At 58.3% G+C, this 26650-nt stretch carries 24 protein-coding genes; 13 read left to right on the top strand and 11 right to left on the bottom strand.

Annotation, left to right across the window (positions count from 1 at the left end):
* Positions 1–31 precede the first annotated feature (31 nt).
* From dnaQ to ACIQJ2_RS20920, 5 genes are all read right to left on the bottom strand, one after another.
* Positions 32–742 (bottom strand): DNA polymerase III subunit epsilon, encoded by a 711-nt coding sequence (gene dnaQ, locus ACIQJ2_RS20940; RefSeq protein ID WP_400671182.1) that lies wholly within the window; start codon positions 740–742, stop codon positions 32–34.
* 17 nt (positions 743–759) lie between these two features.
* Positions 760–1359, bottom strand: a complete 600-nt coding sequence (gene coaE, locus ACIQJ2_RS20935) for a dephospho-CoA kinase (RefSeq protein ID WP_400671180.1) — start codon at positions 1357–1359, stop codon at positions 760–762.
* Complete coding sequence (locus ACIQJ2_RS20930) at positions 1359–2216, bottom strand: shikimate dehydrogenase (protein ID WP_400671178.1); 858 nt, start codon at positions 2214–2216, stop codon at positions 1359–1361. The genes coaE and ACIQJ2_RS20930 overlap by 1 nt, the downstream gene beginning before the upstream one ends.
* Entirely contained in the window at positions 2209–2808 is a 600-nt protein-coding gene (locus tag ACIQJ2_RS20925) for a Maf-like protein (RefSeq protein ID WP_400671176.1), read from the bottom strand. Before ACIQJ2_RS20925 ends, ACIQJ2_RS20930 begins: the two co-directional genes overlap by 8 nt.
* 137 nt (positions 2809–2945) lie before the next feature.
* A complete protein-coding gene (locus ACIQJ2_RS20920; protein ID WP_199145790.1) occupies positions 2946–3767 on the bottom strand; it encodes a pyruvate, water dikinase regulatory protein in 822 nt (273 codons plus the stop codon).
* 400 nt (positions 3768–4167) lie between these two features.
* Here ACIQJ2_RS20920 and hemE point away from each other — a divergent pair, with 400 nt between their 5' ends.
* From hemE to ACIQJ2_RS20880, 8 genes are all read left to right on the top strand, one after another.
* The gene (gene hemE / locus ACIQJ2_RS20915) at positions 4168–5202 is read left to right on the top strand and encodes a uroporphyrinogen decarboxylase (protein ID WP_400671174.1); all 1035 of its coding nucleotides are present in this window, start codon (positions 4168–4170) and stop codon (positions 5200–5202) included.
* Positions 5202–5747, top strand: a complete 546-nt coding sequence (gene hemJ, locus ACIQJ2_RS20910) for a protoporphyrinogen oxidase HemJ (protein ID WP_199145794.1) — start codon at positions 5202–5204, stop codon at positions 5745–5747. The genes hemE and hemJ overlap by 1 nt, the downstream gene beginning before the upstream one ends.
* A 199-nt stretch (positions 5748–5946) precedes the next feature.
* Entirely contained in the window at positions 5947–7212 is a 1266-nt protein-coding gene (rho, locus tag ACIQJ2_RS20905; RefSeq protein WP_004127423.1) for a transcription termination factor Rho, read from the top strand.
* A 247-nt stretch (positions 7213–7459) separates the two neighbouring features.
* On the top strand, positions 7460–8779 hold the full coding sequence (gene mnmE, locus ACIQJ2_RS20900) for a tRNA uridine-5-carboxymethylaminomethyl(34) synthesis GTPase MnmE (RefSeq protein ID WP_400671170.1): 1320 nt from the start codon (positions 7460–7462) through the stop codon (positions 8777–8779).
* Positions 8780–8887: 108 nt separating this feature from the next.
* Positions 8888–10768 carry a tRNA uridine-5-carboxymethylaminomethyl(34) synthesis enzyme MnmG gene (gene mnmG / locus ACIQJ2_RS20895; protein WP_400671168.1) on the top strand — a complete coding sequence of 627 codons (1881 nt, stop codon included), beginning with the start codon at positions 8888–8890 and terminating at the stop codon, positions 10766–10768.
* A 26-nt stretch (positions 10769–10794) separates the two neighbouring features.
* Positions 10795–11412, top strand: coding sequence for a 16S rRNA (guanine(527)-N(7))-methyltransferase RsmG (rsmG, locus tag ACIQJ2_RS20890; RefSeq protein ID WP_400671165.1), 618 nt, complete (start codon positions 10795–10797; stop codon positions 11410–11412).
* Between the two features lie 21 nt (positions 11413–11433).
* Positions 11434–12231: a ParA family protein gene (locus ACIQJ2_RS20885; RefSeq protein WP_004127412.1), complete on the top strand. Its 798-nt coding sequence runs from the start codon at positions 11434–11436 to the stop codon at positions 12229–12231.
* A gap of 30 nt (positions 12232–12261) precedes the next feature.
* Positions 12262–13146, top strand: a complete 885-nt coding sequence (locus ACIQJ2_RS20880) for a ParB/RepB/Spo0J family partition protein (RefSeq protein WP_400671162.1) — start codon at positions 12262–12264, stop codon at positions 13144–13146.
* A gap of 27 nt (positions 13147–13173) precedes the next feature.
* On the opposite strand, the gene holA is transcribed toward ACIQJ2_RS20880, so the two are convergent.
* From holA to leuS, 3 genes are read right to left on the bottom strand one after another with little or no spacing between them, the layout of a single operon-like run.
* Positions 13174–14211, bottom strand: coding sequence for a DNA polymerase III subunit delta (holA, locus tag ACIQJ2_RS20875; RefSeq protein WP_400671159.1), 1038 nt, complete (start codon positions 14209–14211; stop codon positions 13174–13176).
* Positions 14212–14224: 13 nt separating this feature from the next.
* On the bottom strand, positions 14225–14746 hold the full coding sequence (locus ACIQJ2_RS20870) for a hypothetical protein (protein ID WP_400671156.1): 522 nt from the start codon (positions 14744–14746) through the stop codon (positions 14225–14227).
* Complete coding sequence (gene leuS / locus ACIQJ2_RS20865) at positions 14736–17366, bottom strand: leucine--tRNA ligase (RefSeq protein WP_400671153.1); 2631 nt, start codon at positions 17364–17366, stop codon at positions 14736–14738. Before leuS ends, ACIQJ2_RS20870 begins: the two co-directional genes overlap by 11 nt.
* A 199-nt stretch (positions 17367–17565) precedes the next feature.
* Here leuS and ACIQJ2_RS20860 point away from each other — a divergent pair, with 199 nt between their 5' ends.
* Positions 17566–18225: a YggS family pyridoxal phosphate-dependent enzyme gene (locus tag ACIQJ2_RS20860; RefSeq protein WP_400671151.1), complete on the top strand. Its 660-nt coding sequence runs from the start codon at positions 17566–17568 to the stop codon at positions 18223–18225.
* A 38-nt stretch (positions 18226–18263) separates the two neighbouring features.
* Here ACIQJ2_RS20860 and ACIQJ2_RS20855 read toward each other — a convergent pair whose 3' ends face one another.
* Both ACIQJ2_RS20855 and ACIQJ2_RS20850 read right to left on the bottom strand, forming a co-directional pair.
* The gene (locus tag ACIQJ2_RS20855) at positions 18264–18527 is read right to left on the bottom strand and encodes a hypothetical protein (protein WP_400746575.1); all 264 of its coding nucleotides are present in this window, start codon (positions 18525–18527) and stop codon (positions 18264–18266) included.
* Between the two features lie 314 nt (positions 18528–18841).
* A complete protein-coding gene (locus ACIQJ2_RS20850; protein WP_199151389.1) occupies positions 18842–19549 on the bottom strand; it encodes a DUF1013 domain-containing protein in 708 nt (235 codons plus the stop codon).
* A gap of 223 nt (positions 19550–19772) precedes the next feature.
* Between ACIQJ2_RS20850 and acs the strand changes: the two genes are divergently transcribed.
* Positions 19773–21731 (top strand): acetate--CoA ligase, encoded by a 1959-nt coding sequence (gene acs, locus ACIQJ2_RS20845; RefSeq protein WP_400671146.1) that lies wholly within the window; start codon positions 19773–19775, stop codon positions 21729–21731.
* Positions 21732–21863: 132 nt separating this feature from the next.
* On the opposite strand, the gene ACIQJ2_RS20840 is transcribed toward acs, so the two are convergent.
* Complete coding sequence (locus ACIQJ2_RS20840; protein ID WP_199150526.1) at positions 21864–22082, bottom strand: DUF1674 domain-containing protein; 219 nt, start codon at positions 22080–22082, stop codon at positions 21864–21866.
* 180 nt (positions 22083–22262) lie between these two features.
* On the opposite strand from ACIQJ2_RS20840, the gene htpX reads away from it, so the two are divergent.
* From htpX to ACIQJ2_RS20825, 3 genes are all read left to right on the top strand, one after another.
* Positions 22263–23249, top strand: coding sequence for a zinc metalloprotease HtpX (htpX, locus tag ACIQJ2_RS20835; RefSeq protein ID WP_400671143.1), 987 nt, complete (start codon positions 22263–22265; stop codon positions 23247–23249).
* Entirely contained in the window at positions 23240–24655 is a 1416-nt protein-coding gene (locus tag ACIQJ2_RS20830) for an RsmB/NOP family class I SAM-dependent RNA methyltransferase (RefSeq protein ID WP_400671278.1), read from the top strand. Before htpX ends, ACIQJ2_RS20830 begins: the two co-directional genes overlap by 10 nt.
* 203 nt (positions 24656–24858) lie before the next feature.
* Positions 24859–26562: a heparinase II/III family protein gene (locus ACIQJ2_RS20825; protein ID WP_400671141.1), complete on the top strand. Its 1704-nt coding sequence runs from the start codon at positions 24859–24861 to the stop codon at positions 26560–26562.
* Positions 26563–26650: the final 88 nt, after the last annotated feature.

Genomic DNA, 26650 nt, shown 5'->3' with positions numbered 1-26650 from the left:
AAGCGCGTCGCGCATTCCTACTGGAACTGTTTTATTCCGAAGTGCGGTATTTGGACCAGATGCCCTTCTCTCCGAGCTTGGCGACCAGGGCCGCGTGGGCGGCTTGCTCTTCCTGGCTCAATCTGCTGGCGAGAGGACTGGGTCTTGCAAAGACGTCGGCGACGACCTCGTCCGAATCCTCGTTCTGCCGCGATCGTGACGATGAGTTGCTGCCGAGGCCGAGAGCGGTCTGACGGCCGCCGATCATCTCGATGTAGACTTCGGCCAGCAGTTCGGAGTCGAGCAGCGCGCCGTGCTGGGTGCGGTGCGAATTGTCGATGCCATAGCGCCGGCAGAGCGCATCCAGCGAGTTCGGCCCCATAGGATGCTTGCGCCTTGCCATGGCGAGCGTATCGATCACCATATCGGGCAGGATCGGCGGCCGGCCCAATCTTGCGAACTCCGCATTGACGAAGCCCATGTCGAAGGTGGCGTTATGGGCGATCCACTTGGCATCGCCGAAGAATTCGAGGATCTGGTCCGCAACCTCTTCGAAGGGCGGCTTGTCCTTCAGCGATTCATCCGTGATGCCATGGACGGCCAGAGCGTCCGGATGCACCTTGCGGTCGCCCGGATTGATAAAGAGGTGTAGCGTCTTGCCGGTCGGGAAGTGGTTGATCAGCTCGATCCCGCCGATTTCGATGATACGGTCCGCCTTGTTGTCGAGGCCCGTGGTTTCCGTATCGAAAATGATTTCGCGCATGTCGAGGCTCCGCCTTCCTAGTTTCCGCCCTGCTGCTTGCGCCGCAGATCCGCAATGATTTCCTTCACCTGCCCGCGTGCCGCATCGATGCTTCCGCCGGTATCGATAACATAGTCGGCCCGCGCCCGCTTTTCCGCATCCGGCGTTTGGCGGGAGAGAATCATATTGAATTTTTCCTCTGTCATACCCGGCCGGGCAAGCACTCTTTCCCGCTGAATCTGTGGATCGCAGCTGACGACGACGATCTTGTCCAGCCTTTGGTCGGCACCTGTCTCGAACAGCAGCGGGATATCCAGCACCACCATATCGGCGCCGGCTTGACGATGCTGCTCCAGAAACTGGTTTTCTCGCTGGCGCACGAGCGGATGAACGATGGCTTCGAGCCGCTTGAAACCGGAGGGATCGCCCGCAAGCTTCCGACTAAGCTCCTGCCGATCAACCTTGCCGCTACCGGTGGAGCCCGGAAAGGCGGCCTCGACCAGCGGAACGGCTTCGCCACTATAGAGATCGTGCACGACCGCATCGGAATCGTTCACCGGGATTCCTGCCTCGGCAAAGAGTTTCGCCGAGGTGGATTTTCCCATACCGATCGATCCTGTCAGCCCGATCCTCAACATCAATGCTTTTCCATGTCGGCGATGACCAAAGCCCGCAATGTTTCGTCGACCATCGGCCGCTTTCCGAACCACTTTTCGAAGCCGGGCACCGCTTGGTGCAACAGCATGCCGAGACCATCAACAATGGCAAAACCCTGTTCTTCAGCCTGCACCAGAAGCGGCGTTTTCAACGGCACATACACAATGTCGGTAACGACGGCGCCGTGGACAAGGGGGGTGAAGTCGATCCGAGGTGCCGCTTCGCCATCCATGCCGAGCGAGGTCGTGTTGATGAACAGGCCGGCGCCCTGCATGACCTCGCCGAGCGCTGCCATCGGATGGGCATGAACGCGTTCGCCGAAGCGGTCTGCCAATTCCCTCGCCCGTTCGACCGTGCGGTTGACCACATGGATTTCCTTGAAGCCGCGATCGCGCACAGCCTGGATGATGGCGCGGCTCGCTCCCCCCGCTCCGAGGATGACGGCTCGATCGCTGCTATCCCAGCCAGGATGGCGCTCATCGAGGTTTGCCGTGAAACCGCGGCCATCCGTATTCGTCGCGTGGAGCAAACCATTTTCGAGCCACAGGGTGTTGGATGCACCAAGTTCGCTGGACAGTTCATCCGGCCGATCGGCCAGTTTGAATGCCGCTTCCTTATGAGGGATCGTGACGTTGCCACCGACGAAGCCGCTCGTACCGTCTTTCAAGGCGGCGATGAAAGAGGAAAAGTCTTCGACGGAAACTTCATGGGCACGATAGTTGCCGGCAAGTCCGAGCTGACGCAACCAGTAGCCGTGGATCAGAGGCGAGCGCGAATGCTTGACCGGATAACCCGTTACGAAAGCGTTTACGCCGTGTGTTTCACGTGAATCATCCATCGATTGTCCCCAACTCGCGTAGTTTTTCCAGAAGCGGCAGCATCGGCAGACCGACGATCGTGAAATAGTCACCGTCGATTTTGGAGAAGAGCTGGATGCCCTCGCCTTCGAGCTGATAGGCGCCGACGCTCGACAATGCCTTTTCCCCGACACGGTTCAGATGCCGGTGAATGAAGTCTGCCGAGAGGGTCCGCATGGTCAGCTCGGCATGCGATACATGCTCCCAGATGATATCGCCGTTGCGGGCAAGCGCGATGGCACTATTCAGCCGGTGGGTCTCGCCTGACAGCGTCTTCAAATGGTTTTCAGCATCGACCATGGTCTTCGGCTTGTGGAAGACCTCGCTACCGAGCGACATGGTCTGATCCGAGCCGATGATGAGCGATCCCGGAAAGCGATCGCTCACCTCTTTCGCCTTCGCCTTGGCCAGGACCAGAGCCACGGCATCGGGGCTGGCGCCATTTTGCTCCAGCGGCGCCTCTATGGCGCGCTCGTCGATATCAGCGGCTATGGCCTGAAAATGAAGTCCCGCATTTTCCATCAGCACCCGGCGAAACGGGCTTGATGATGCGAGGATAAGGGGCACGGTCATGACTGTTGCCTCTGAATATGTTGATATCGAGCGCTTACAGCATCGGCCCGAAAATCGGAATCTATTTTCGGAAAGCCTGATGCGTGGATTCAAAAAGTTAGAGCGACCTTTGTGCTTCCTTTCGGAAGCACGGCGCTCTAACGCAGCTTGGGACGCAGGGCAACAATCGCGGCGGCGGTCTCTTCAATCGAGCGGCGGGTGACATCGATGATCGGCCAATTGTGCCGCGCGCACAGCGAGCGGGCATATTTCAGCTCTTCCGAGATGGCGGCGCGATCAGTGTAGTCGCCGCGATCGAAGCCAGGCGTCGTGCCGAGGATACGATTTTCGCGCACCTGCGATATCCGGTCGGTCGTCGCCACCAGGCCGACGATCAGCGGTTTCGTTGCCCTGGCCAGACTTTCTGGCAAGGGCACGCCATGAACGATCGGAATATTGGCGGTCTTGATGCCGCGGTTCGCCAGATAGATGCTGGTCGGTGTTTTCGACGTGCGGCTGATACCGATGATGACGACATCGGCATCGTCGTAATCATCGGGCATCTGCCCGTCGTCGTGATCCATCGTGAAATTCAGCGCTTCGATGCGGGCGAAGTAATCGGCATTCATCACATGCTGCGCACCGACCCGGCGGCGCGATGCCGTGCCGAGGTAGGTTTGAAAGACATTCATGACCGGCTCGAGCACATTGACACAGGGCACGCCCATTTCGCGGCACCGCTCGTCGATGAAATCGGCAAGCTCGCGATCGACGATCGTGTAGAGGACAATGCCGGGGCTGTGATCGATTGCCTCCAGAACCGGCAGAAGCTGCTTGCGATTCCGAATCAGCGGATAGACGTGCTCGATCGGCTGTGTGGCATGGAATTGCACGGAAGCGGCACGTCCGGCCGAGATGAGAGTCTCTCCGGTTGAGTCAGAAATCAGGTGCAGATGAAAGAAGCTTGTTCGGTTTTCCACGCTACTTTCCATCACCTGTTGATATCTCGGGACAAAAGAGAGGTACGGGAACCGGCCTATCCAGGGCAAGTGGAAAACCGCCGAGTTTTCCACATTTGGCGTTTCGGCGGAGACGTCTTCGCGGCGCTTGTGGGCAATGTGGACAAGTTGAGTTGCGCCTGATCATCCCCCAGCTTATCCCCAGGCAGGCTCGAAACGGAATCTGCGGCAACCCATTCAAAAAATTGAAAAATCCGTTCTTCTTTCCACATATCCAGTCAGCAGGCCGATTTGTTTGCAAATTTGCGCCTGAGCCGCGACAAATTGGACAGGTACTGGATGAACTTTAATCCTTGATAGTCACCGACTCTAAGAAATAGAAACCTTAGATATATCTTTGATTTTATATAGGACGACGTCTTTGACCGATGAACGCCGGAAGATCATGCGGGTGCTGAGCGGAGAAACGCTTTCCCCTCCCCCCCTCTGGCTGATGCGTCAGGCAGGACGCTATCTGCCGGAATATCGCGAGACACGCGCCAAGGCCGGAAGCTTTCTCGATCTCTGTTATTCGCCCGACCATGCGGTGGAGGTGACGCTGCAGCCAATCCGTCGCTATGGCTTCGATGCAGCTATCCTTTTCTCCGATATCCTGGTGATCCCGGATGGGCTGAAGCGAAACGTCCGGTTTACCGAGGGGCATGGGCCGGAAATGGATCCAATCGACGAAGCCGGGATCATGGCTTTGAAACCCGAAGGGGTCATTGCGCATCTTGCGCCGGTCATGGAGACGGTCCGACGGTTGCGGCAGGACCTGCCCGCGGAAACGACGCTGCTTGGCTTCTGTGGCGCTCCCTGGACCGTTGCGACCTATATGATCGCCGGTCATGGCACGCCGGATCAGGCTCCCGCCCGTCTCTTCGCCTATCGCCATCCCAAAGCCTTTGAGCATCTGCTGATGCTGCTTGCAGATATTTCCGCCTCTTATCTCGTGGCGCAGATCGACGCTGGTGCCGACGCAGTGCAGATTTTCGATTCCTGGGCAGGTGTGCTTGGGGAGAAGGAATTCGAAGCTTTCGCCGTAAAGCCGGTTGCCAGAATGATTGCGTCCGTCAGGGCGCAGCGACCGCAGGCTCGGATCATCGCCTTCGCCAAGGGCGCGGGCTACCAGCTGAAAACCTACCGGCAGAAGACCGGTGCCGACGCGATCGGCCTCGACTGGTCTGTGCCCCTGGCTTTTGCCCGGGAGCTGCAGCAGGAAGGCCCCGTGCAGGGCAATCTCGATCCGATGCGCGTCGTCGCCGGCGGAAGGGCTCTTGAGAAAGGGATCGACGACATCCTGCAACATCTCGGGAACGGGCCGCTGATTTTCAATCTTGGGCACGGGATCACGCCGCAGACCGACCCGGCCCATGTTTCTGCGCTTGTCGAGCGCGTGCGCGGATGGAGAGGCTGATGGCGATGGAAAAGCAGACGGACGAAGCGCCTGGCAGAAAAGCAGGCACGCGCGCCTATTTCATGATCCTGATTTTTGCCGTTCTGGCGATCGGTCTGTTCGCCTGGCATCCCGTCGATCTCTATCTCTGGATCAAGGCTCTCCACATCATCGCCGTCATTTCATGGATGGCGGGGATGCTCTATCTGCCGCGCCTCTTTGTGTATCACACCGACGCGGAGCCAGGTTCGCAACAATCCGAGACGTTCAAGGTGATGGAAAAGCGCTTGTTGCGTTACATCATAACGCCGGCGATGATCCTGACTTGGATATTCGGGCTCTATCTTGCCTGGTCGGTCTATGATTTCCAGGGCGGCTGGCTACACGCCAAGATCGGGCTTGTCGTTATCATGTCCGGCCTTCACGGCTTCTTCAGCCGTGCCGTGCGCACTTTCGCCCGCGATGAAAACAAGCACTCGGCCCGCTATTGGCGCATGATGAACGAGGCGCCGACGCTTTTGATGATCGTCATCGTTATTCTCGCGGTGGTAAAGCCATTCGCGTGAGATTCGCTCATTTTTGGCGGGGACGTTAAATTTCCTTCATTTCACCGTCCCCCCTTGCGGTTCGGAAAGTGAGTCGCTATTTTCCCGCCATCTTCTCTTCGTGGCATGTATCCATTCTGTCGCCCGCGAGCGCCCCTATCGCGGTTCTGAATACGAGCAACATTGCCTTTCCCCTTCAAAAAAATGAGTAATTCCCTTCATGGCTGAAATGAAGCTTCAGGAACTGAAAAATAAATCCCCGACTGATCTCTTGGCCTTTGCCGAATCGCTCGAGGTCGAAAATGCCAGCACGATGCGCAAGCAGGAATTGATGTTTGCGATCCTCAAAGTGCTTGCGAGCCAGGACGTGGAAATCATCGGCGAGGGCGTCGTCGAAGTTCTGCAGGACGGCTTCGGTTTCCTTCGCTCCGCCAACGCGAACTACCTTCCCGGCCCCGACGATATCTACATCTCTCCCTCCCAGATCCGCCGCTTCTCGCTGAAGACCGGCGACACGGTCGAGGGACCGATCCGCGGACCGAAGGAAGGCGAGCGCTATTTCGCTCTCCTCAAGGTCAACACCATCAATTTCGACGATCCGGAAAAGATCCGTCACAAGGTTCACTTCGACAATCTGACGCCGCTTTATCCGAACGAGCGTTTCCGTATGGAACTCGATGTTCCCACGTCGAAGGATCTCTCTCCTCGCGTCATCGACCTGGTGGCGCCGCTCGGCAAGGGCCAGCGCGGCCTGATCGTCGCTCCGCCCCGCACCGGTAAAACCGTTCTTCTGCAGAACATCGCCCACTCCATCACCGCCAATCATCCCGATTGCTATCTGATTGTTCTCCTCATCGACGAACGTCCGGAAGAAGTGACCGACATGCAGCGCTCCGTGCGCGGCGAAGTCATCTCCTCGACCTTCGACGAGCCGGCGGTTCGCCACGTGCAGGTGGCTGAAATGGTCATCGAAAAGGCAAAGCGCCTCGTGGAACACGGCCGCGATGTGGTCATCCTGCTCGACTCCATTACCCGCCTCGGCCGCGCCTACAACACCGTCGTCCCCTCTTCCGGCAAGGTTCTGACCGGTGGTGTAGACGCCAACGCGCTGCAGCGCCCGAAGCGCTTCTTCGGTGCCGCCCGTAACATCGAAGAGGGCGGCTCGCTGACGATCATCGCGACCGCGCTGATCGATACCGGTAGCCGCATGGATGAAGTCATCTTCGAAGAATTCAAGGGCACCGGTAACTCGGAAATCGTGCTCGACCGCAAGGTTGCCGACAAGCGTATCTTCCCGGCCATGGACATCCTCAAGTCCGGCACTCGTAAGGAAGACCTGCTGGTGCCGCGCCAGGATCTGCAGAAGATCTTCGTTCTTCGCCGTATCCTTGCGCCGATGGGCACCACCGATGCGATCGAATTCCTCATCGACAAACTCAAGCAGACGAAGAACAATCCGGATTTCTTCGACTCGATGAACACGTAATCGCTCGTCAATTGACGGTAGCCTCTTTTGAAGAGGCTGTGGAATGATAGGATCGGGTCGCCTTGTGCGACCCGAATTCCGTTTGAGGCTTGTCACGCAACTTGTTTAACTGCCAGATCTGCCGGCAGGTGCGGTATCGGGGATACAAAGCGCGAGATGCAAATCCGGATGATGGCGGCCCTTTAGCGTTTGCGTGAACTGAGTATCAAGTACCCTGACAGAATCGATTCGGAACCGGATCAAATTTATGAATGCAGCCAACCAGACGATCTACGCTCTTTCCAGCGGCGGCCTACCCGCCGGTGTTGCCGTTATTCGCATCAGCGGCAGCGAAACGATGCATGTGGTCAAATCACTTGCAGGATCTGTCCCGGCAGCTCGGCATGCGACGCTAAAAACGATTCGGACTCGTAACGGTCTTGCCCTCGATCGAGGCCTTGTTTTGACTTTTCCCGGTCCCGCCTCTTTCACAGGGGAAGATTGCGCGGAAATTCACGTTCATGGCGGAAAGGCAGTCGTTGCCGCGCTTCTAGCGGAACTTGCAACATTCGATGGCTGTCGCCTGGCGGAGCACGGGGAGTTTTCGAGACGCGCGCTGGAAAATGGCAAGATGGACCTTGTCGAGGTCGAGGGTCTCGCCGATCTCATCAGCGCGGAAACGGAAATGCAGCGACGCCTCGCCATGGAACATGCGGCCGGTGGCCTTTCGCATATCTATGAGGGTTGGGCCGAAAGGCTGACGCGCGCACGCGCCCTTATTGAAGCCGAGCTCGACTTCGCCGATGAAGACGACGTGCCGGGATCCGTTTCCGACTTGGTCTGGAGTGACATGGAACGCCTCCGTTCCGAAGTATCCGAACATTTGGCCGGGGCAGACTTTGGTGAGATCGTAAGAGATGGATTGCGGGTCGTTATCGCCGGTCCGCCAAATGCAGGCAAATCCAGTCTGATAAACGCGCTGGCAAAGCGCGAGGTAGCGATCGTTACTGACATCGCCGGCACGACCCGGGACGTCCTGCATGTAGATCTGAATATTGAGGGATATGCGGTAAGGCTCTACGACACCGCCGGCCTACGCGAGACGGATGAAATCGTAGAGAAAGAGGGTATTCGGCGCGCGCTAAGGACAGTCGCGGATGCGGATCTGGTTCTCTCGCTGGCGGAAATTGGTCAACCGACTCAAGCCGAATTTCCCGGGTTCAACGGCAAAGTTATCAAGTTGGGTACGAAAGCCGACCTTCCGAGGGGAACTGATGGTCAATACGATCTGCTGATCTCATCGACTTCAGGCGCTGGGTTGGCGGCGTTACACCAGCTTCTTGTCAGCGATCTGCGGGATCGTTCCTCGTCGCTCTCGCTTGCTCTTCCCAGCCGGTTGCGCCACCGTATGCTGCTGACCCAAAGTCTGGATGCATTGAGTGCAGCAATCCAATCAGATAACCAAGGCCTCGATATCAGAGCGGAATACCTCCGGCAAAGTGCGAACAGCCTCGGCCGAATAACGGGCCGTGTCGATGTCGAGGATCTGCTTGATGTGATCTTCTCCGAATTTTGCATTGGCAAATGATTCACGTGAAACGTACCGATAGAAAGCTCTCTGGAGCGTTTCACGTGAAACCTTCTTGACTCCATAGATTGATGTGCCAAACAGACGGCTTCATCGAGGATCGTGATTATGCGCGACAATATTTATGATGTGGTTGTTGTTGGCGGCGGCCACGCAGGCACGGAAGCCGCTGCTGCATCCGCGCGCCTGGGTGCGCGCACGGCGCTCATTACACATAAGCGCGCCACCATTGGCGTCATGTCGTGCAATCCTGCCATTGGTGGTCTTGGCAAGGGGCATCTTGTCCGCGAAATCGATGCGCTTGACGGGCTCATGGGTCGTATTGCCGATGCCGGCGGCATCCAGTTTCGGATGCTTAACCGCAAGAAGGGGCCAGCAGTTCGAGGGCCGCGGACGCAGGCCGACCGCAAGCTTTATCGACTAGCCATGCAGGCGGAAATCGATGCGACAGCGGACCTCGAGGTGATTGAAGGCGATGCGTTTGATTTGACGATCGAGCATGGTCGGGTCTCTGCCGTTGTCCTCAAGGACGGAAGGGCGATCCGGTGTGGCGCCGTTGTTTTGACGACGGGCACGTTTCTCCGCGGGCTTATCCACATCGGTGACAAGAAAATTCCGGCCGGCCGCGTCGGCGAAGAGCCTTCAGTCGGGCTTTCAGCAACATTATTGCGCTATGGTTTGGCGCTCGGCCGCTTGAAAACAGGAACTCCAGCTCGCCTTGACGGCGCGACAATCGACTGGGAATCCGTCGGCCGCCAGGGCGCCGATGAAGATCCGACGCCTTTTTCTTTCATGACGGATTCGATCGTGAATCCGCAGATTGAATGCGGGGTGACGCGCACGACGCCGGAAACCCACAAGATCATTGCGGAGAATCTGAGGCGCTCTGCCATGTACTCCGGCCAGATCGAGGGAGTTGGCCCGCGCTACTGCCCCTCGATTGAGGACAAGATAGTCAAGTTTGGTGAGCGCGACGGCCATCAGATTTTTCTCGAGCCGGAGGGATTGGACGATACGACCGTCTATCCCAACGGTATTTCCACCTCCCTTCCCGAGGAGGTCCAGGACGCTTTCATCCGAACTATTCCGGGTCTGGAACGAGTCCGTATTCTGCAATGCGGCTACGCTATTGAGTACGATCATGTTGACCCGCGCGAGTTGAAATTGTCTTTGGAGGTCGAAAAAATCCCGGGTCTTTTCCTGGCTGGTCAGATCAATGGCACAACTGGTTATGAAGAAGCCGGTGCACAGGGTCTCGTTGCCGGTCTGAATGCGGCGCGATTGGCGGCGGGAGGTAAGGCCGTCGAATTCAGCCGCACCGAGTCCTATATTGGAGTGATGATCGACGATCTAACGTCGCGCGGCGTCGCCGAACCCTATCGGATGTTTACCTCGCGGGCGGAGTATCGGCTGTCGTTGCGCGCGGATAATGCCGACGTGCGCCTGACGCCAATTGGACTTGCTATGGGGAGCGTCGGAACCGCGCGCGCGTCGCGCTTTAGCCGCTACATGCAGGCGTTGGAGCGTACTAGAGTTCAATTGAAGGAACTGACGATTACACCGAACGAGGCGGAGAAGGCCGGATTACATCTCAACAAGGATGGGCAAAGACGGTCAGCCTACGAGTTGCTGTCGCATCCCGGTCAATCAGTTGCGGCCCTTTCCAAACTCTGGCCCGAGTTGAACTCTCTGGAACGAGGTATTGCCGAGGCCATCGAGATCGAAGCCGCCTACGCCGTTTATATGGATCGCCAGACTGCGGATATCGTCCAAGCTAGAAAAGAAGAAGAGCGCGCGATTCCCACCGAGTTTGACTTCACCCTTCTCTCGGGATTGTCCAACGAGCTGAAGCAGAAGCTGACAGCGGTGCGCCCGAAGAATATCGCGCAGGCTTCGCGGATCGACGGAATGACGCCGGCGGCTATTTCGTTGCTTCTAGCTCATCTTCGGAAGACGGGAATGACGGAAGAGCGGAAGCTCGTTTCTTAGTATTGCAAGGTTTGAGAGTCCATCCTATGGAATTGAACGGTGTGCGTGTTTCACGTGAAACACAGGGTCGGTTGCTGCATTTTGCGGAGCTGTTCCAGAAATGGGCCAAGACGATCAATCTCGTGGCGCCGTCGACAATTGGCGATCTTTGGAGCCGCCACGTTGCCGATAGCGCACAGATATTTCAGCTTTACCCGCATGCGAACCGCTGGGTCGACCTGGGTAGTGGCGGCGGCTTTCCAGGTGTGATAACGGCGATTCTGCTGGCGGAACAAGGAGCCGGACACGTCGATCTGGTAGAGAGCAATCACAAAAAGGCGGCTTTCTTGCGGGTTTGTTTGCGGGAGTGCGAGGCACGCGGCGCGGTTCATGCGATCCGAATCGAGGAAGCCCCTGCCATCATACAGCATTGCGATACGATTTCGGCACGAGCGCTGGCGGAGCTGGATCTGCTTCTCGACTATTCAGCGCCTTGGTTGGCGCGCAATGAAAATCTGCATCTTGTGCTGCATAAAGGCCGGGATTATGAGCGCGAGCTCCAGAAAGCCCGTGGTCGTTGGGAATTCGATCTGTTAAAACATCCAAGTGTCGTCGAGCGAGATTCTGTCATTCTGGAGTTAAGTCGTATTCGGCGCCTGATTTAACCGAAATTGGATGTGCGTGACATGATCGGCGAGCGAAACCGGATTATTACCATCGCAAATCAAAAGGGTGGCGTCGGCAAGACGACGACCGCGATCAACTTGGCGACGGCGCTGGCTGCGATCGGCGAGCGTGTGCTGATTGTCGATCTCGATCCGCAGGGCAATGCCAGCACTGGATTGGGTATCGAGAGACGTGATCGTAAGCAATCCTCTTACGACCTTTTGGCCGGGACGCATACGATTCTTGAGACTGTTCTAGAAACTGCGGTTCCCAATCTCTTCATCGTGCCATCGACGATGGATCTGTTGGGCGTCGAGATGGAGATTGCACAGCAGCCAGATAGAGTTTTCCGGCTTCGGCGCGCACTCAATAGCCCGGATGCCCTCTCCTTTTCCTACATCCTGGTCGATTGCCCGCCTTCGTTCAATTTGTTAACCATGAATGCCATGGCGGCGGCTCATTCGGTTCTCGTGCCGTTGCAATGCGAATTCTTTGCGTTGGAAGGCCTTAGCCAGCTGCTCGAAACAGTCGATCAGGTGCGCCGTACGGTCAATCCCTCGCTCGATATTCAAGGCATCGTCTTGACGATGTTTGATTCGCGAAACAATCTTGCACAACAGGTTGTGAGTGACGTTCGTACGCATCTGGGGGAAAAAGTCTACCATACGTTGATTCCACGCAACGTACGCGTGTCTGAAGCGCCTTCCTACGGCAAACCTGCGATCCTGTATGATCTGAAGTGCGCAGGCAGCCAAGCTTATTTGCAACTGGCTTCGGAAGTGATCCAGCGGGAGCGGCAGCGTAAGGCTGCAGCCTGATATATTTTTGTTACAGAGTGAGTATCGGCGATGAATGATGATCTTTCGAAACGGCGCCTTGGGCGCGGCTTGGCGGCTCTCATCGGTGAGATGGATCAGCCTACGCCGGTCGAAGCGGGAAAGCCTTCGGTAAATCCGGATCGCCTGGTGCCGATCGAATTCATCTCGCGCAACCCGCGCAATCCTCGCCGTTATTTCGATGAGACGGAACTGCATGATCTTGCTAGCTCCATACGGCAGCACGGTATCGTTCAGCCGGTTGTGGCGCGCACGGTTTCAGCGGATCGTTATGAAATCATCGCCGGTGAACGGCGCTGGCGCGCAGCGCAATTGGCTGGTCTCATAGAAATTCCCGTCATCGTTCGCGATGTGGATGACAAGACAGCCCTGGAAATCGCCATTGTCGAGAACGTTCAGCGCGCTGATCTCAATCCACTGGAAGAGGCGCTTGGATATGAGCAGTTGATCGCCGAGCATGGTTATACGCAGAATGACCTCGGTGAAATCATCGGCAAGAGCCGTAGCCATGTCGCGAATTCTCTTCGCCTGTTGAAGCTTCCCGATCCCGTGCGCGATATGCTCGCTGCCGGCAGCCTTTCGGCCGGCCACGCTCGCGCCCTGGTATCAACCTCGGATCCCTCCGGTTTGGCGCGCACGATCGTTTCCAAGGGCATGTCGGTTCGCGATGCGGAACGATTGGCACAGAACGATATCAAGGCGCAGAACGACCCACGTCCAGCTGGCGCGCACCGGGACGAAAAGGATTCCGATACACTGGCTTTGGAGCGCACGCTTTCTGATACGCTCGGGTTGGATGTTTCGATCAACCACCGCGGCAATGGCGGTCAGGTCAGGATATCGTACAAGACGCTGGAGCAGCTTGAAGAAATTTGCCGTCTGTTGGAGCGACGCTGAGCTAAGGCCGTCTCTAACTCTAAGACATCAGCCCTTTCGGGCTGATTGCAAAGTCGTTGCCAGAAGGGTCTGCGTGGCAATCGTGTCTTCGAGGCTGGCGCGCTGACGCGTCTGAAGAATGGCGGATTGCAGCCTGTTCATTTCGCGTGCGATCGCAGGAGCTGTCCAGGTCTTGAGTGCCTGTTCTATGATCGGTTTGCGCCGAAAATGCAGATGACGCCCATGCGTCTGCATGACCTGGGCCGGCGCCAATTTTCGCTCGTCCATTTCCGCGCGCATGGTGTCGAGCAACTGAAATTGCTTCAGACATCCTTGAAGCAGGAGGAACATCGGCGTCTTTGACGTGGCGATCTTCTGTATTGCATGCAGGAAAGTCTCTGCGTCGCCCTTCAGGATGGCGTCGACGGCATCGTCGGTGGAGACGGCGCTTGCGTCGCCAATGATGTCAATGACATGGTCTTCCTCGATCGTGCTTTGCCCCCGGCAATAAAGCGCCAGCTTGCGGACTTCGTTGCGCGATGCGATGCGATCACCCCCGAGAAGCTCCAAAAGCGCCTGTCGGGCGGCCGGCGTGATTCGCAGGTTTTCACTCGCTAGCTCAGTATCTATCAGGCCGTTAAGCGCCCTGATGTCATCGGCGTAGCAGGAGATGGTGGCGATGGTACGGGCTGCTTCGGCAACCTTGCGAAGCCCAGATCCCTTCTTGAGATCGCCGGCCTCTATGATGACAAAACTTGCATCCGGGGGATTGTCGGCAATGATCTGCAGCGAATCGATCAGAGCTTTCTCATTCGCGGCGCCTCGAATCCAAACGAGCTTTTCGCCACCGAACAGACCGATGGCATTGACTTCGTCCAGAAGCCGGCCCGCGTCGTTTTGAAGATCTCCGACGTCCAGTTTGATGAGGCAAAAGGGGTCGCTCAAGTCGACATTCGTCTTGCCGGCAATTTGCGCCGCGCGCTCGGAAACCAGGCCGCGATCCGGGCCGTATATGACAAAAATCCGATAGTTACGCGCGGCACTTTGCAGGAATCCGTCAAATTCGTGGGACTTGATTTCCGCCATACCGCGCGCCCGTTCAGCGGCTGAGCGCGGCGGCTATGTCAGCCGCAACCATCTCCGCGACCTCGCGGGCGGCGCGATCTTCGGAGTTGAGGATTGCCCGATATTTCGCAAACTCCTGCGTCGGGAAATCGATGAGCGAGGTGACCGCCCGCGTGCTGGATTTAACCACCTTACCGGTGTCCTTCTCCTTGAGAACGAAGGAAGCAGTGACGGTCGTGCGGCCGGCTCCCGACGTATCGGACGATGGAAGGTAGAGAACGCCGCCCACACTCGAGCTTACGCTCAGATCGACCGTGTATTTCGGTGTCTTCGTTTCACCAGCGCCGCGACCTGCAATGAAAATCAACTGGTTTCGCACCTCCTGGCCGACGCGGTCGCCGACTTCGGAAAACGAGACTTGCGAAAGCTTTTGCGTGACGCCGGTGCTGACGGCATAGAGCGGCTTGACCTGGCAGGCCGACAAAAGGCCGGTAACCGCCACCAGGGACGCGACGCCTGCGATGCGGGCGAACTTGAAAAGGCTATCAGACGACAATGTTCACGATCCTCTGTGGAACGACGATGATCTTCTTTGGCGCCTGACCATTCAATGCGCTTTTGACAGCATCCAGGGCGAGCACGGCCTGCTGCACGGCATTCTGATCTGCATCGCGCGCGATTGTCAATTCGGCGCGCTTCTTGCCGTTGATCTGAACGGGGTAGACGATCTCGTTTTCGATCACGAGCGCGTCGTCGTAGACCGGCCAAGCGCTCGTGGCGATCATATTGGTGTTGCCGAGCGCAGCCGAGCATTCTTCCGCGAGGTGCGGTGTAATCGGCGCAACAAGCGCTATGAGGATCTCGACTGCCTCGCGTACGGCGGCGCGATAGCCTGTATCGGCGCCACCAGTTGCAACCTTGCTGAGAGGCGCTGCCAGGGCATTAACGAACTCATATATGCGCGCCACGGCCTTGTTGAAGGCGAGCTTGTCATAATCGCCCTGAACGGCCTTCAATGTGCGGTGAGCGATCTGCGAGATGGCTAGCGCGTCGCCTTCCTTAGCCGGCTTCGATTCGATGGTCTTCAGGGCATCGGCGGCTTCGGACACAAGGCGCCACATGCGCTGCGTGAAACGATGAGCGCCTTCTACCCCGGCCTCGGACCAGATGACGTCGCGATCCGGCGGGGAATCGGAGAGCACGAAAAAGCGTGCCGTATCGGCTCCGTAAGAAGCGATGATATCGTCGGGATCGACGACATTCTTCTTCGATTTCGACATCTTTTCGATGGCGCCGATTGCGATGTCCTCGCCAGTCGACAGCAAGGTAGCGCGACGCTGGCCGTCTACCTCCTTGATATTGATATCGGCGGGGGACACCCATTCGCGGGTCAGGCCCTTGCCGCGGCTATAGGTTTCATGCACCACCATCCCTTGCGTGAACAGGCCCTTGAAGGGTTCCTTCACGTCGAGATGGCCGGTTTCGCGCATGGCGCGGGTGAAGAAGCGCGAATAGAGCAGGTGCAGGATCGCGTGCTCAATGCCGCCGATATACTGATCGACGGGCAGCCAGTGATTGGCGGCGTTCTTATCTGTCGGTTGGTCTTCCCAAGGAGCCGTAAAGCGCGCGAAATACCAGCTCGAATCGACGAAGGTATCCATCGTATCGGTTTCGCGACGCGCGTCCTTGCCGCATTGTGGGCAGGCGACATGACGCCAGGTGACATGCCGATCGAGCGGGTTTCCGGGCTGGTCGAAAGTCACGTCATCGGGCAGCCTGACCGGCAGATCCTGCTTCGGCACCGGCAGCACGCCGCAGTCGTCGCAGTGAATGACCGGGATCGGGCAGCCCCAATAGCGTTGACGGGAAATACCCCAGTCGCGCAGGCGGAAATTCACCTTGCGTTCGGCTTGCGGCGCATTGCCGACGCTCGTTTCGGCAAGCTTCGTTGCCACGGTTTCGAAGGCCTGGTCGGTGCTCATGCCGTCGAGGAAGCGCGAGTTGATCATCACGCCGTCGCCGTCATAGGCGATATCACCGACGGTAAAGCTTGCGGCATCGCCGTCTGCGGGCATGACGACGGGTACGACCGGCAGGCCGTATTTGCGGGCGAAATCAAGGTCGCGCTGATCGCCGGAGGGGCAGCCGAAGATGGCGCCCGTTCCGTAGTCCATCAAGACGAAATTGGCGATGTAGACGGGTAGTTCCCAGGACGGGTCGAAGGGATGGCGAACGCGGATGCCGGTGTCCATGCCCTTCTTTTCCGCAGTTTCCAGCGCGGCGAGCGAGGTGCCGGCACGGCGGCATTCCTCGCAGAAGGCTTCGATGGCCGCGTCCTTGGCTGCAGCTTCCTTGGCCAGAGGATGGTCGGCCGAAATTGCGAGGAAGGATGCACCGAACAAGGTGTCCGGGCGTGTCGTGTAGACCGTGATTTCACGATCGTTATTGGGCGCGGTGTCCGGGACGATCTCCCAGCGAATGGTCAGACCCTCGGAGCGGCCGATCCAGTTCTTCTGCATCAGCCGCACTTTTTCGGGCCAATGGTCGAGCGTATCCAGAGCATCCAGGAGATCCTGGCTGAACTCGGTGATCTTGAAGAACCACTGCGTCAGCTCGCGCTGCTCCACGAGCGCGCCAGAGCGCCAGCCACGGCCATCGATGACCTGCTCATTCGCGAGAACGGTGTTGTCAACCGGATCCCAGTTGACCTTGGATTTCTTGCGGTAGACGAGACCTTTCTCCATCATGTCGATGAAGAGCATCTGCTGCCGGTGATAATAATCGACGTCGCAGGTCGCGAATTCGCGGCTCCAGTCCAGCGACAGGCCCATCGCCTTCAGCTGGGTGCGCATCGAGGCGATGTTCTGGTAGGTCCATTCCTTCGGATGCACCTTGTTGTCGCGCGCGGCGTTTTCCGCCGGCATGCCGAAGGCGTCCCAGCCCATCGGATGCAGCACTTTATAGCCGCGGGCGCGCTTGTAACGGGCGACGACATCGCCCATGGCATAGTTGCGCACGTGACCCATGTGAATACGGCCGGACGGATAGGGAAACATCTCTAGGACGTAATATTTCTCGCGCGGATCGGCGTTGTCGGTCACGAAGACTTCTTCTTCGTTCCATTTCTGCTGCCAGCGGGGCTCGGCGTCGCGCGGATTATAACGTTCGATAGACATCTGATCTTGTATTCCGGAAAATCATGGGGAGTAAGGCGTGACCTTCACCACGAAACCACCCAAGCGTCAAGTTTAGCGGGTGCAGCAAGTGCCTTATCTTGCAAAGCAAAGCCGGATTCGGGCGCTTTCGCCCTTGGCAAAGCCTGCCTGCCTCATTACTGCAAGGATTGAGAAGCAGTCGAAATATCGAGGCGAAAAGATGGAACTTCAAGAGCGTCTGAACGAAGTTCGTTCCCATATCGCGGCAGCGGAGCGCCAGGCCGGCAGACCAGCCGGTTCCGTGCAGCTCGTTGCGGTGTCCAAGACATTCGATGCGAACGCAATCCGCCCGGCGATTTCGGCCGGCCAGCGCGTCTTCGGTGAGAACCGCGTGCAGGAAAGCCAAGGCAAATGGCCGGAACTGAAGGCGGAGACTGCCGGGATCGAGCTGCATCTGATCGGCCCCCTGCAATCGAACAAGGCTGCCGACGCCGTGGCACTGTTCGATGTCATCGAAACGATCGACCGGGAAAAGATCGCGCGTGCCATCGCCGATGAAATCAAGCGCCAGGGCAAGACGGTCAAACTTTACGTGCAGGTCAATACCGGCCTGGAGCCGCAAAAGGCAGGCATTGCGCCTGACGATACGGAGGCTTTCGTCGATTTGTGCCGTAAGGAGCTCGGCCTTCCGATCGAGGGCCTGATGTGCATTCCGCCGGCTGAAGAAAATCCGGGGCCGCATTTTGCCCTTTTGGCAAAACTCGCCAAGCAGGCGGGCGTTGAAAAGCTCTCGATGGGCATGTCGAGCGACTATGAAACCGCAGTAGCCTTCGGGGCGACGAGTGTTCGGGTGGGCTCTGCGATTTTCGGTGCGCGATAGCGCCAGCGAAAATCCGCCAGCGGGTCACGTAAATTGCGCTAATGCGCGATTTTTGCTCGGCTTCCCCATCCATAACCGATCATATTGCCAATTGTTGCGCCCATGAATGAGACAGCGACAATCTCGCCAATTTGTTCCCACGAGATGGTGAAGACGTAGGCGAGGAACGCAAATGCCAAAACGAGGAACGGCGCAAAAACCATCAGCATCACGAGTGTCAGCGCCGAAAACATAATGACGAGGCCGGTGACGATCACTTTGTCGACTTCGACAAGCGAATAGATGACGGCGCCGACGATCACGAACACGATCGGCAGTATGATATGTTCGAATATCGCGAATTTTCCGAAGGGCCCGCGGATTACCCTCCGGCGCGTGCGCAGTGCAGACACCACGGCAAAGATCAGCCCGCATGCGTAGCTATAATATCCGATGACCAGGATCGACATGGCTGATGCAACTTTCGCACGATCGCTTCGTGTGAGCCTACTATATCCTCATGGTTGTCTTCTGTGCAATGGCGCAAAATTCGGTTGCAAGCGCGGATACGCAACGTCATGAAAAAAGCCCCGGTCGAAAACCAGGGCTTTGAAATTTTGAGAAGATCGATCAGGTCTTAGAACTGGTCGTCGTCTTCGTCGTCGCGCGTCGTTGACTTCAGCGACTTGAGCTTGGCGAAAACGGCGTCGGCGTCGATTTCCTTTTCCTTCTCTTCTTCGCGATCGTAGCTGAAGCCGAGCTTTTCGGTTTCCTGAGCCGGCTGCAACGTCGCGCCGAGTTCGGCGGCGGTCGGCAGCGGACGGCCCTTGGAGGCCTTCTCGACTTCCATATCGAGATCGATCTGGCTGCAGAGGCCGAGCGTTACCGGGTCCATCGGTGCCAGGTTCGCCGAATTCCAGTGCGTGCGGTCACGAATCTGCTCGATGGTCGACTTGGTGGTGCCGACGAGGCGGGAAATCTGCGCATCCTTCAGTTCCGGATGATTGCGCACCAGCCAGAGGATAGCGTTCGGGCGATCCTGACGCTTGGAGACGGGCGTGTAGCGCGGGCCGCGGCGCTTGGATTCCGGCACGCGAACCTTCGGCTCGGAAATCTTCAGCTTGTGGTTCGGGTTGGCTTCGGCGCGAGCAATTTCATCACGCGAAAGCTGGCCGGTCGAGATCGGGTCGAGGCCCTTGATGCCCTGTGCGGCTTCGCCATCGGCAATCGCCTTCACTTCGAGCGGATGCAGCTTGCAGAACTGCGCGATCTGGTCGAATGACAAGGCTGTATTGTCGACAAGCCAGATGGCAGTTGCCTTCGGCATGAGCAATTGTTGAGCCATGGATATAGTCCTTCTGTCAGTCCGCGCCGGTGTCGCGGTCCGGGGTGTAACACCTCAATGTCCGGGAAATACGGCCCTATATAGCGATAGTGTCGCGTAATTGCAATTCTTTGCGCATGAAATGCACTTTGTCCAATTGCTGTCATGGTTTGACCTGCTATTGATTGCGCGGAAAGCGCACCCATAATTGCGAGAGAGGGTGCCAGGGTTCAAGGAGGAGACTATGTCGGAAAAGATTCATCCGGTGACGAAATCGGTCAAGGAACATGCTTTGATCGATGAGGCGAAGTACCAGAAATGGTATCAGCAGAGCGTCGAGGATCCCGACAAATTTTGGGGCAAGCATGGCAAGCGTATCGACTGGTTCAAGCCTTATACAAAGGTGAAAAATACGTCGTTTACCGGCAAGGTTTCGATCAAATGGTTCGAGGACGGCGTCACCAACGTCTCCTACAATTGCATCGACCGTCATCTGAAGAAGCACGGTGATCGCGTTGCCTTCATCTGGGAAGGTGACAACCCCTATATCGACAAGAAGGTCACGTATAACGAGCTCTACGATCAGGTTTGCCGGCTGGCGAATGTCCTGAAGAAGCATGGCGTCAAGAAAGGTGATCGCGTCACCATCTACATGCCGATGATCCCGGAAGCAGCCTATGCCATGCTCGCCTGCGCCCGCATCGGCGCGGTGCATTCCGTCGTCTTCGGCGGCTTTTCGCCTGACGCTCTGGGCGGTCGCATCGTCGATTGCGAATCCACCTTCGTCATCACCTGCGATGAAGGTGTTCGCGGCGGCAAGTCCATTCCGCTGAAGGACAATACCGACAAGGCGATCCAGATTGCCGCGAAGCAGAAGGTCGACGTCAAGAACGTTCTCGTCGTGCGCCGCACTGGCGGTAAGATCGCCTGGGAAGCTGGCCGCGACCTCTGGTACCATGAGGAAACCGCCAAGGCGAAGCCGGATTGTCCGCCGGCGAAGATGAAAGCCGAAGACCCGCTCTTCATCCTCTACACCTCCGGCTCCACCGGCAAGCCCAAGGGCGTGCTGCATACGACGGGCGGCTACCTCGTCTATGCCGCGATGACGCATGAATATACGTTCGACTATCACCCCGGCGATATCTACTGGTGCACGGCCGATGTCGGCTGGGTGACCGGTCATTCCTACATCGTCTATGGGCCGCTTGCGAATGCGGCGACGTCGCTGATGTTCGAAGGCGTGCCGAACTATCCGGACCAGGGCCGCTTCTGGGATGTCATCGACAAGCACAAGGTCAACATCTTCTATACGGCACCGACCGCGATCCGTTCGCTGATGGGTGCCGGCGATCATTTCGTCAAGCGCGCTTCGCGCTCCAGCTTGCGTCTGCTCGGCACGGTCGGCGAACCGATCAATCCCGAGGCATGGGAATGGTATTACAAGGTTGTCGGCGATAGCCGCTGCCCGATCGTCGATACCTGGTGGCAGACCGAGACCGGCGGCCACATGATCACGCCGCTTCCGGGCGCGACCGATCTGAAGCCCGGTTCAGCCACCCTGCCCTTCTTCGGCGTCCAGCCGCAGCTAGTGGACAATGAGGGCAATGTGCTGGAAGGCGCCGTCGACGGTAATCTCGTTATCGCCGATAGCTGGCCGGGTCAGATGCGCACCGTCTATGGCGACCACGAGCGTTTCATCCAGACCTACTTCTCCACCTACAAGGGCAAGTATTTTACGGGTGATGGCTGCCGTCGCGACGAAGACGGTTACTACTGGATCACCGGCCGCGTCGACGACGTGCTCAACGTTTCGGGCCACCGTCTCGGCACAGCGGAAGTGGAATCGGCGCTGGTATCGCACAGCCAAGTGTCGGAAGCAGCCGTGGTCGGCTACCCGCATTCGATCAAGGGCCAGGGCATCTATTGCTATGTGACTCTGATGGTCGGTCTGGAGGGCTCAGACACGCTGCGGCAGGAGCTGGTGAAGCATGTTCGCGCCGAAATTGGGCCGATCGCCTCGCCGGACAAGATCCAGTTCACGCCCGGCCTGCCGAAGACCCGCTCCGGCAAGATCATGCGCCGTATCCTGCGCAAGATCGCGGAGGACGATTTCGGCGCGCTCGGCGATACCTCGACGCTTGCCGATCCGGCTGTGGTCGATGATCTGATTGCCAACCGGCAGAACAAGGCGGATGCTGCTTAAAACTCTCAAGGCGCCGTGCCTTTTGGCACGGCGCCTTTTCAAATGTACTTCGGACGCTTGAGTGTTCCGCTGCCTACCTCTGAGCCGGTGATTTGAAATGCACCCGGCATGGCATATCTCAGCGCTTATCTCTCAAAAATCGATGGCCCGACCATTGATCTCCCAGTCACCGAAGCGGGCGGGATCGGCGCCGCCGCGACCGCCGATTTCGGCGGGAGGGTTCGCTTCGGCTTGCGCCTGTCGGCGCTCTTCGGCTTCGGCAAGGGCGCGCTTGGCGGCGGGCGAGAGCGGCTTACGCGTGGTTTCACCGGCTTCAGTGTCTATTTTATTGTCGTTATCTGCGGATTGCATGGTCTCGAGCGACCTCCGAAATATTGAAATGAGGGGAGGAATAGCCAAATCATAGAGCATGATGCCGAAAAGTGTGAACGGTTTTCGGGTGACATCATGCTCTGTTTTTTGATTTCGGAGACGGATGCGTTCGGCCGCAAAGAAAAAGGTTTGGACGTCAGATCTGTTGGAGACCCTTTGATGAATCTTATGCGTACCGCCATGCTGCTCGCCTTCATGACCGCCCTGTTCATGGGGGTTGGCTATCTGATCGGCGGTCAATCCGGCATGTTGATCGCATTTGTCGTCGCTGCCGGCATGAACTTTTTCTCCTACTGGAATTCGGACCGCATGGTGCTCTCCACCTACAATGCGCAGGAGGTGGATGAACGCAGCGCCCCGGAATTCTATCGCATCGTTCGGGATCTCGCCCGCAATGCAGGCCTGCCGATGCCTAGGGTTTATCTCTACGACAGTCTGCAACCGAACGCCTTTGCAACGGGGCGCAACCCCGAAAACGCCGCCGTTGCCGCCTCCACCGGCCTCCTGCACGCGCTGACGCCGGAGGAAGTGGCCGGCGTGATGGCGCATGAGCTTGCCCACGTACAGAACCGTGACACGCTGACCATGACGATCACGGCGACGCTTGCCGGCGCCATTTCCATGCTCGGCAACTTCGCCTTCCTGTTCGGTGGTCGCCGTGACAACAACAATCCGCTCGGCATGATCGGCGTTCTCGTCGCGATGATCGTTGCACCTCTGGCGGCGATGCTGGTGCAGATGGCGATCAGCCGCACGCGCGAATATTCCGCCGACCGTCGTGGCGCCGAGATATGTGGCAACCCGCTGTGGCTGGCCTCGGCGCTCGGCAAGATCGCCCGCGGTGCGTCGCATATCCCCAATGAAGAGGCCGAGGGGCATCCGGCCACGGCGCATATGTTCATCATCAATCCGCTCTCGGGCGAGCGGATGGACAATCTGTTTTCGACCCATCCGAATACCGAAAACCGCATCGCCGCGCTGCATGACATGGCCCGTTACGGCGGCGGCAACGCCTCGCCCATGACGCCATCTTCCGGCTTTGGCTCGACGGGACCGGCCATGACTGCTAATCCGGAGCGGAAATCGCGCTCCGTGCCGAATACGGGTCGCGGTGGTTCGCAACCGCCGAAGGGTCCCTGGTCTTGAGTTCTGACACGAAAAACAAAGTTTTCAACAAAGACGGAAAGAGATCCGGCAGGAGGCCGAGCGATTCCAGGCCGCATGATTCGGTGCCGGCGAAACCCGGTTTTGCGGCGCGTGCCGCCGCGACGAAAATCCTCGCCGCCGTCATCGATCGCAAGACACCGCTCGACGGCATGCTGGACGCTGAAGGCGGCAACCCAGCCTATAAGGCTCTTGGTGAAAGCGATCGGGCGCTGGTGCGCGCCATCCTGAACAGCGCGCTCAGGCATCTGCCGCGGATTGAGGCGACGATATCGTCCCTGCTCGATTCGCCGCTGCCGGAAGGCGCCCGCGCGCTGCATCATGTGCTCGTCGTCGGTGCGGCGCAGATGCTCTATCTGGATGTGCCGGACCATTCCGCCGTCGACCTTGCCGTCGAACAGGCCAACCGCGATCCCCGCAATCGGCGCTTTGCCAAGCTGGTCAATGCCATTCTCCGGCGGATCGGCCGGGAAAAGCAGGAGATTCTCGAGCAGGTCGCGGGCGTCGCCGCGATGCCGGCTTGGTTTCTCTCCCGCCTGGAGGCGGCTTACGGCGCTTCCGCCGCGCTCAGAATTTCAGAAACGCAGCTTGAGCCGGCCGCAATCGATCTCACCGTAAAGTCCGATGCTGAAGGCTGGGCGAAGCGCCTCAACGGCGTTGTTCTGCCGACCGGTGGCGTGCGGCTTGCTGCATTCGAGGGATCTATCCCTTCGCTCGAGGGCTTCAATGAAGGCGAATGGTGGGTGCAGGATGCAGCTGCCAGCATTCCGGCGAAGCTATTCGGCTCACTGGCGAGCAAGCGGGTGGTCGACCTTTGTGCGGCCCCGGGCGGCAAGACAGCACAGCTCGTTCTCGCAGGCGCCAAGGTCACGGCTCTCGACCAATCCGCCAACCGGCTGAAAAGATTGTCCGGCAATCTCGCGCGTCTCGGTTTCGAGGCGGAAACCGTCGGCGCCGACATGAGCAAATATCGACCCGACGAACTTTTCGACGCCGCCCTTCTCGATGCGCCCTGCTCATCGACCGGAACGACACGCCGCCATCCCGACGTGCTCTGGACCAAGGGGCCGGAGGATATCGCCAAGCTCGCCGCGCTGCAGGAGCGTCTGCTCCGCCACGCCCTGACGTTGGTCAAGCCCGGCGGCATCGTCGTTTTTTCCAATTGCTCGCTCGATCCCGAGGAGGGCGAAGATCTCGTCGCCCGGCTTCTTGCGGATACCGACAATGTCGAGCGGGTTCCGATCGCGGCAAGCGACTGGCCGGGCCTCGAAGCGGCGATTTCTCCGCTCGGCGCCTTCCGCACTACGCCTGATATGCTGCCGCTTGGTGATGGTTTTGCTTCGGGCCTGGACGGTTTCTACGCGGTCGTGCTTCGGCGCACCCGCTAGAGCATGATGCCGAAAATTGTCGTCGGTTTCCGGACGACATCATGCGCTACTTCTTTGTTTCCAGAGCGGATTCGGATTTCAGGTTGAACGAACCTGAAATCATCCGGCTCTAGTCGTGGTTTCCACAGGCTTTCGAAAGTGGTTCAAAAGTCGGTAACCTGTTCTTAATTGGTATATTTGTAACCTCTTTTTAACCACGGGTAATGAGAGTAAGCAGAAGCAAATATGCAGGTCTGCGGCAGGGTTTTGTGAGTTCATACATGCGGGAAGCATGGCGGCGGATGTCTCGCCGCGCGGCGTTGACGCGATTGCGTCTCACCCGCCACACGATGCGTGTGCCGGAACGCCTTATCGTGGCGCCGACAGATCTGCGCAGCGTCGATCCTTTTTTCGTCGAAGAACTTCTGAACGGCCGCATCCTGCTCGCCGGACGTGTTCTCGAAACGCAAGGTGTCTCCCCCTTTTCGCTCGAGCTGCCTTCGCGCGCATTTGCGGCGCGGCTGCATAATTTCCGCTGGCTGCGGCACTTGCGGTCGGAAAAAAGCGATCAGGCATCGGCGCTGGCGCGATCCATCCTCACGGATTGGATCGCCGTCCACGGTCGCCGCCTGCACGGGCTTGCTTGGGCGCCCGATATCGCTGCGCAGCGGCTCATTGCTCTCCTGTCGCATTCGCCGGTGCTTCTGCATGGGACGGATAGCGGCTTTTATCGCCGCTTCATGCGCATGCTCGTTTTCCATGTCCGCTTTTTGCGCCGCATGGCGCCATCGGCGCGGGATGGAACGACGCGGTTTCGCGTGCGCATCGCGCTTGCCATGTCGTCGGTTGCCATGCCGAACAGTGCGCTGGCGGTAAAGCGCGCCGGCCAGGCGCTCGATCGTGAAATCGACCGGCAGATCTTGGCAGACGGCGGCCATATCTCCCGCAATCCGCGGGTGTCGCTGGAGCTGCTGCTCGACCTGCTGCCGTTGCGGCAGACCTACGTCAATCTTGGCCACGACGTGCCGATACGGCTCATTCCCGGTATCGATCGCATGTATCCGGCATTGCGATTCTTCCGCCATCAGGACGGTGATCTTGCGCTGTTCAACGGGGCGACATCGACGCTTGCCAACGAGCTCATGTCGGTGCTGCGCTACGACGAGACGGCGGGGCAGATTTTCAAGGCGCTGCCGCACACGAAGTATCACCGGCTAGCCGCCGGTCAGGCCGTCGTCATCGTCGATGCTGGCGCCCCCGCCTCGACGGATCTCAGCCGTACGGCACATGCCGGCTGCCTTTCCTTCGAGATGTCGTCGGGCAAGACACGCTTCATCATCAATTCGGGCTCGCCGGAATTTGCCGGAGATCGTTACGTGCAGGCCGCACGGGCGACGGCTGCGCATTCAGCCGTTACGCTCAACGACACCTCATCGTCGCAATTCTCCAAGTCGAAGTCTTTAGGCCCGATCATGGTCGGCGGTGTTAAGAAAGTCATCGTCGAGCGTGCCGAGACCGAAGATGGGCGCGATTACGTGCGGGCAGCGCATGACGGTTATCTCGCGACCTTCGGCTATGCTCATGAGCGCGAACTCAGCCTAAACGCCAAAGGCACTATCCTGGCCGGCCGCGACCGCTTCTTCGTGCCGGAGGGCAGGAAGCAGGCGCCGAAGGGCGAAGGCATCGCCTCTGCACGCTTCCACATCCATCCCTCCATCAGCCTGCTGCAGACAGAAACGGATTCCGCCCTGCTGATCGCGCCGGATGGCGAGACCTGGGTCTTCTCCTCGCCCGGGAACGAAGTGCTTGTCGCCGAAGACATCTTCTTTGCCGATCCCTCGGGAATGCGCTCTTCCGACCAGCTCGAGATCGTCTTCCGGATTACCGAAAAGCCGGAAATCCGTTGGTTTTTATCCCATCGGCCATAGGCTAACCGCGCCAGCTATGCTAACGGGGCGGCATTATCGTCCCGCGCTTTTCCGCCGGACATCTCCTCATGCCAGAGCGTTTTTCGCT

Source organism: Rhizobium sp. NPDC092011 (assembly GCF_044756305.1).
Classification (GTDB): Bacteria; Pseudomonadota; Alphaproteobacteria; order Rhizobiales; family Rhizobiaceae; genus Rhizobium.
Note: the sequence above shows the minus strand (reverse complement) of the source record. Positions and strands in the feature narration are given on the sequence as shown.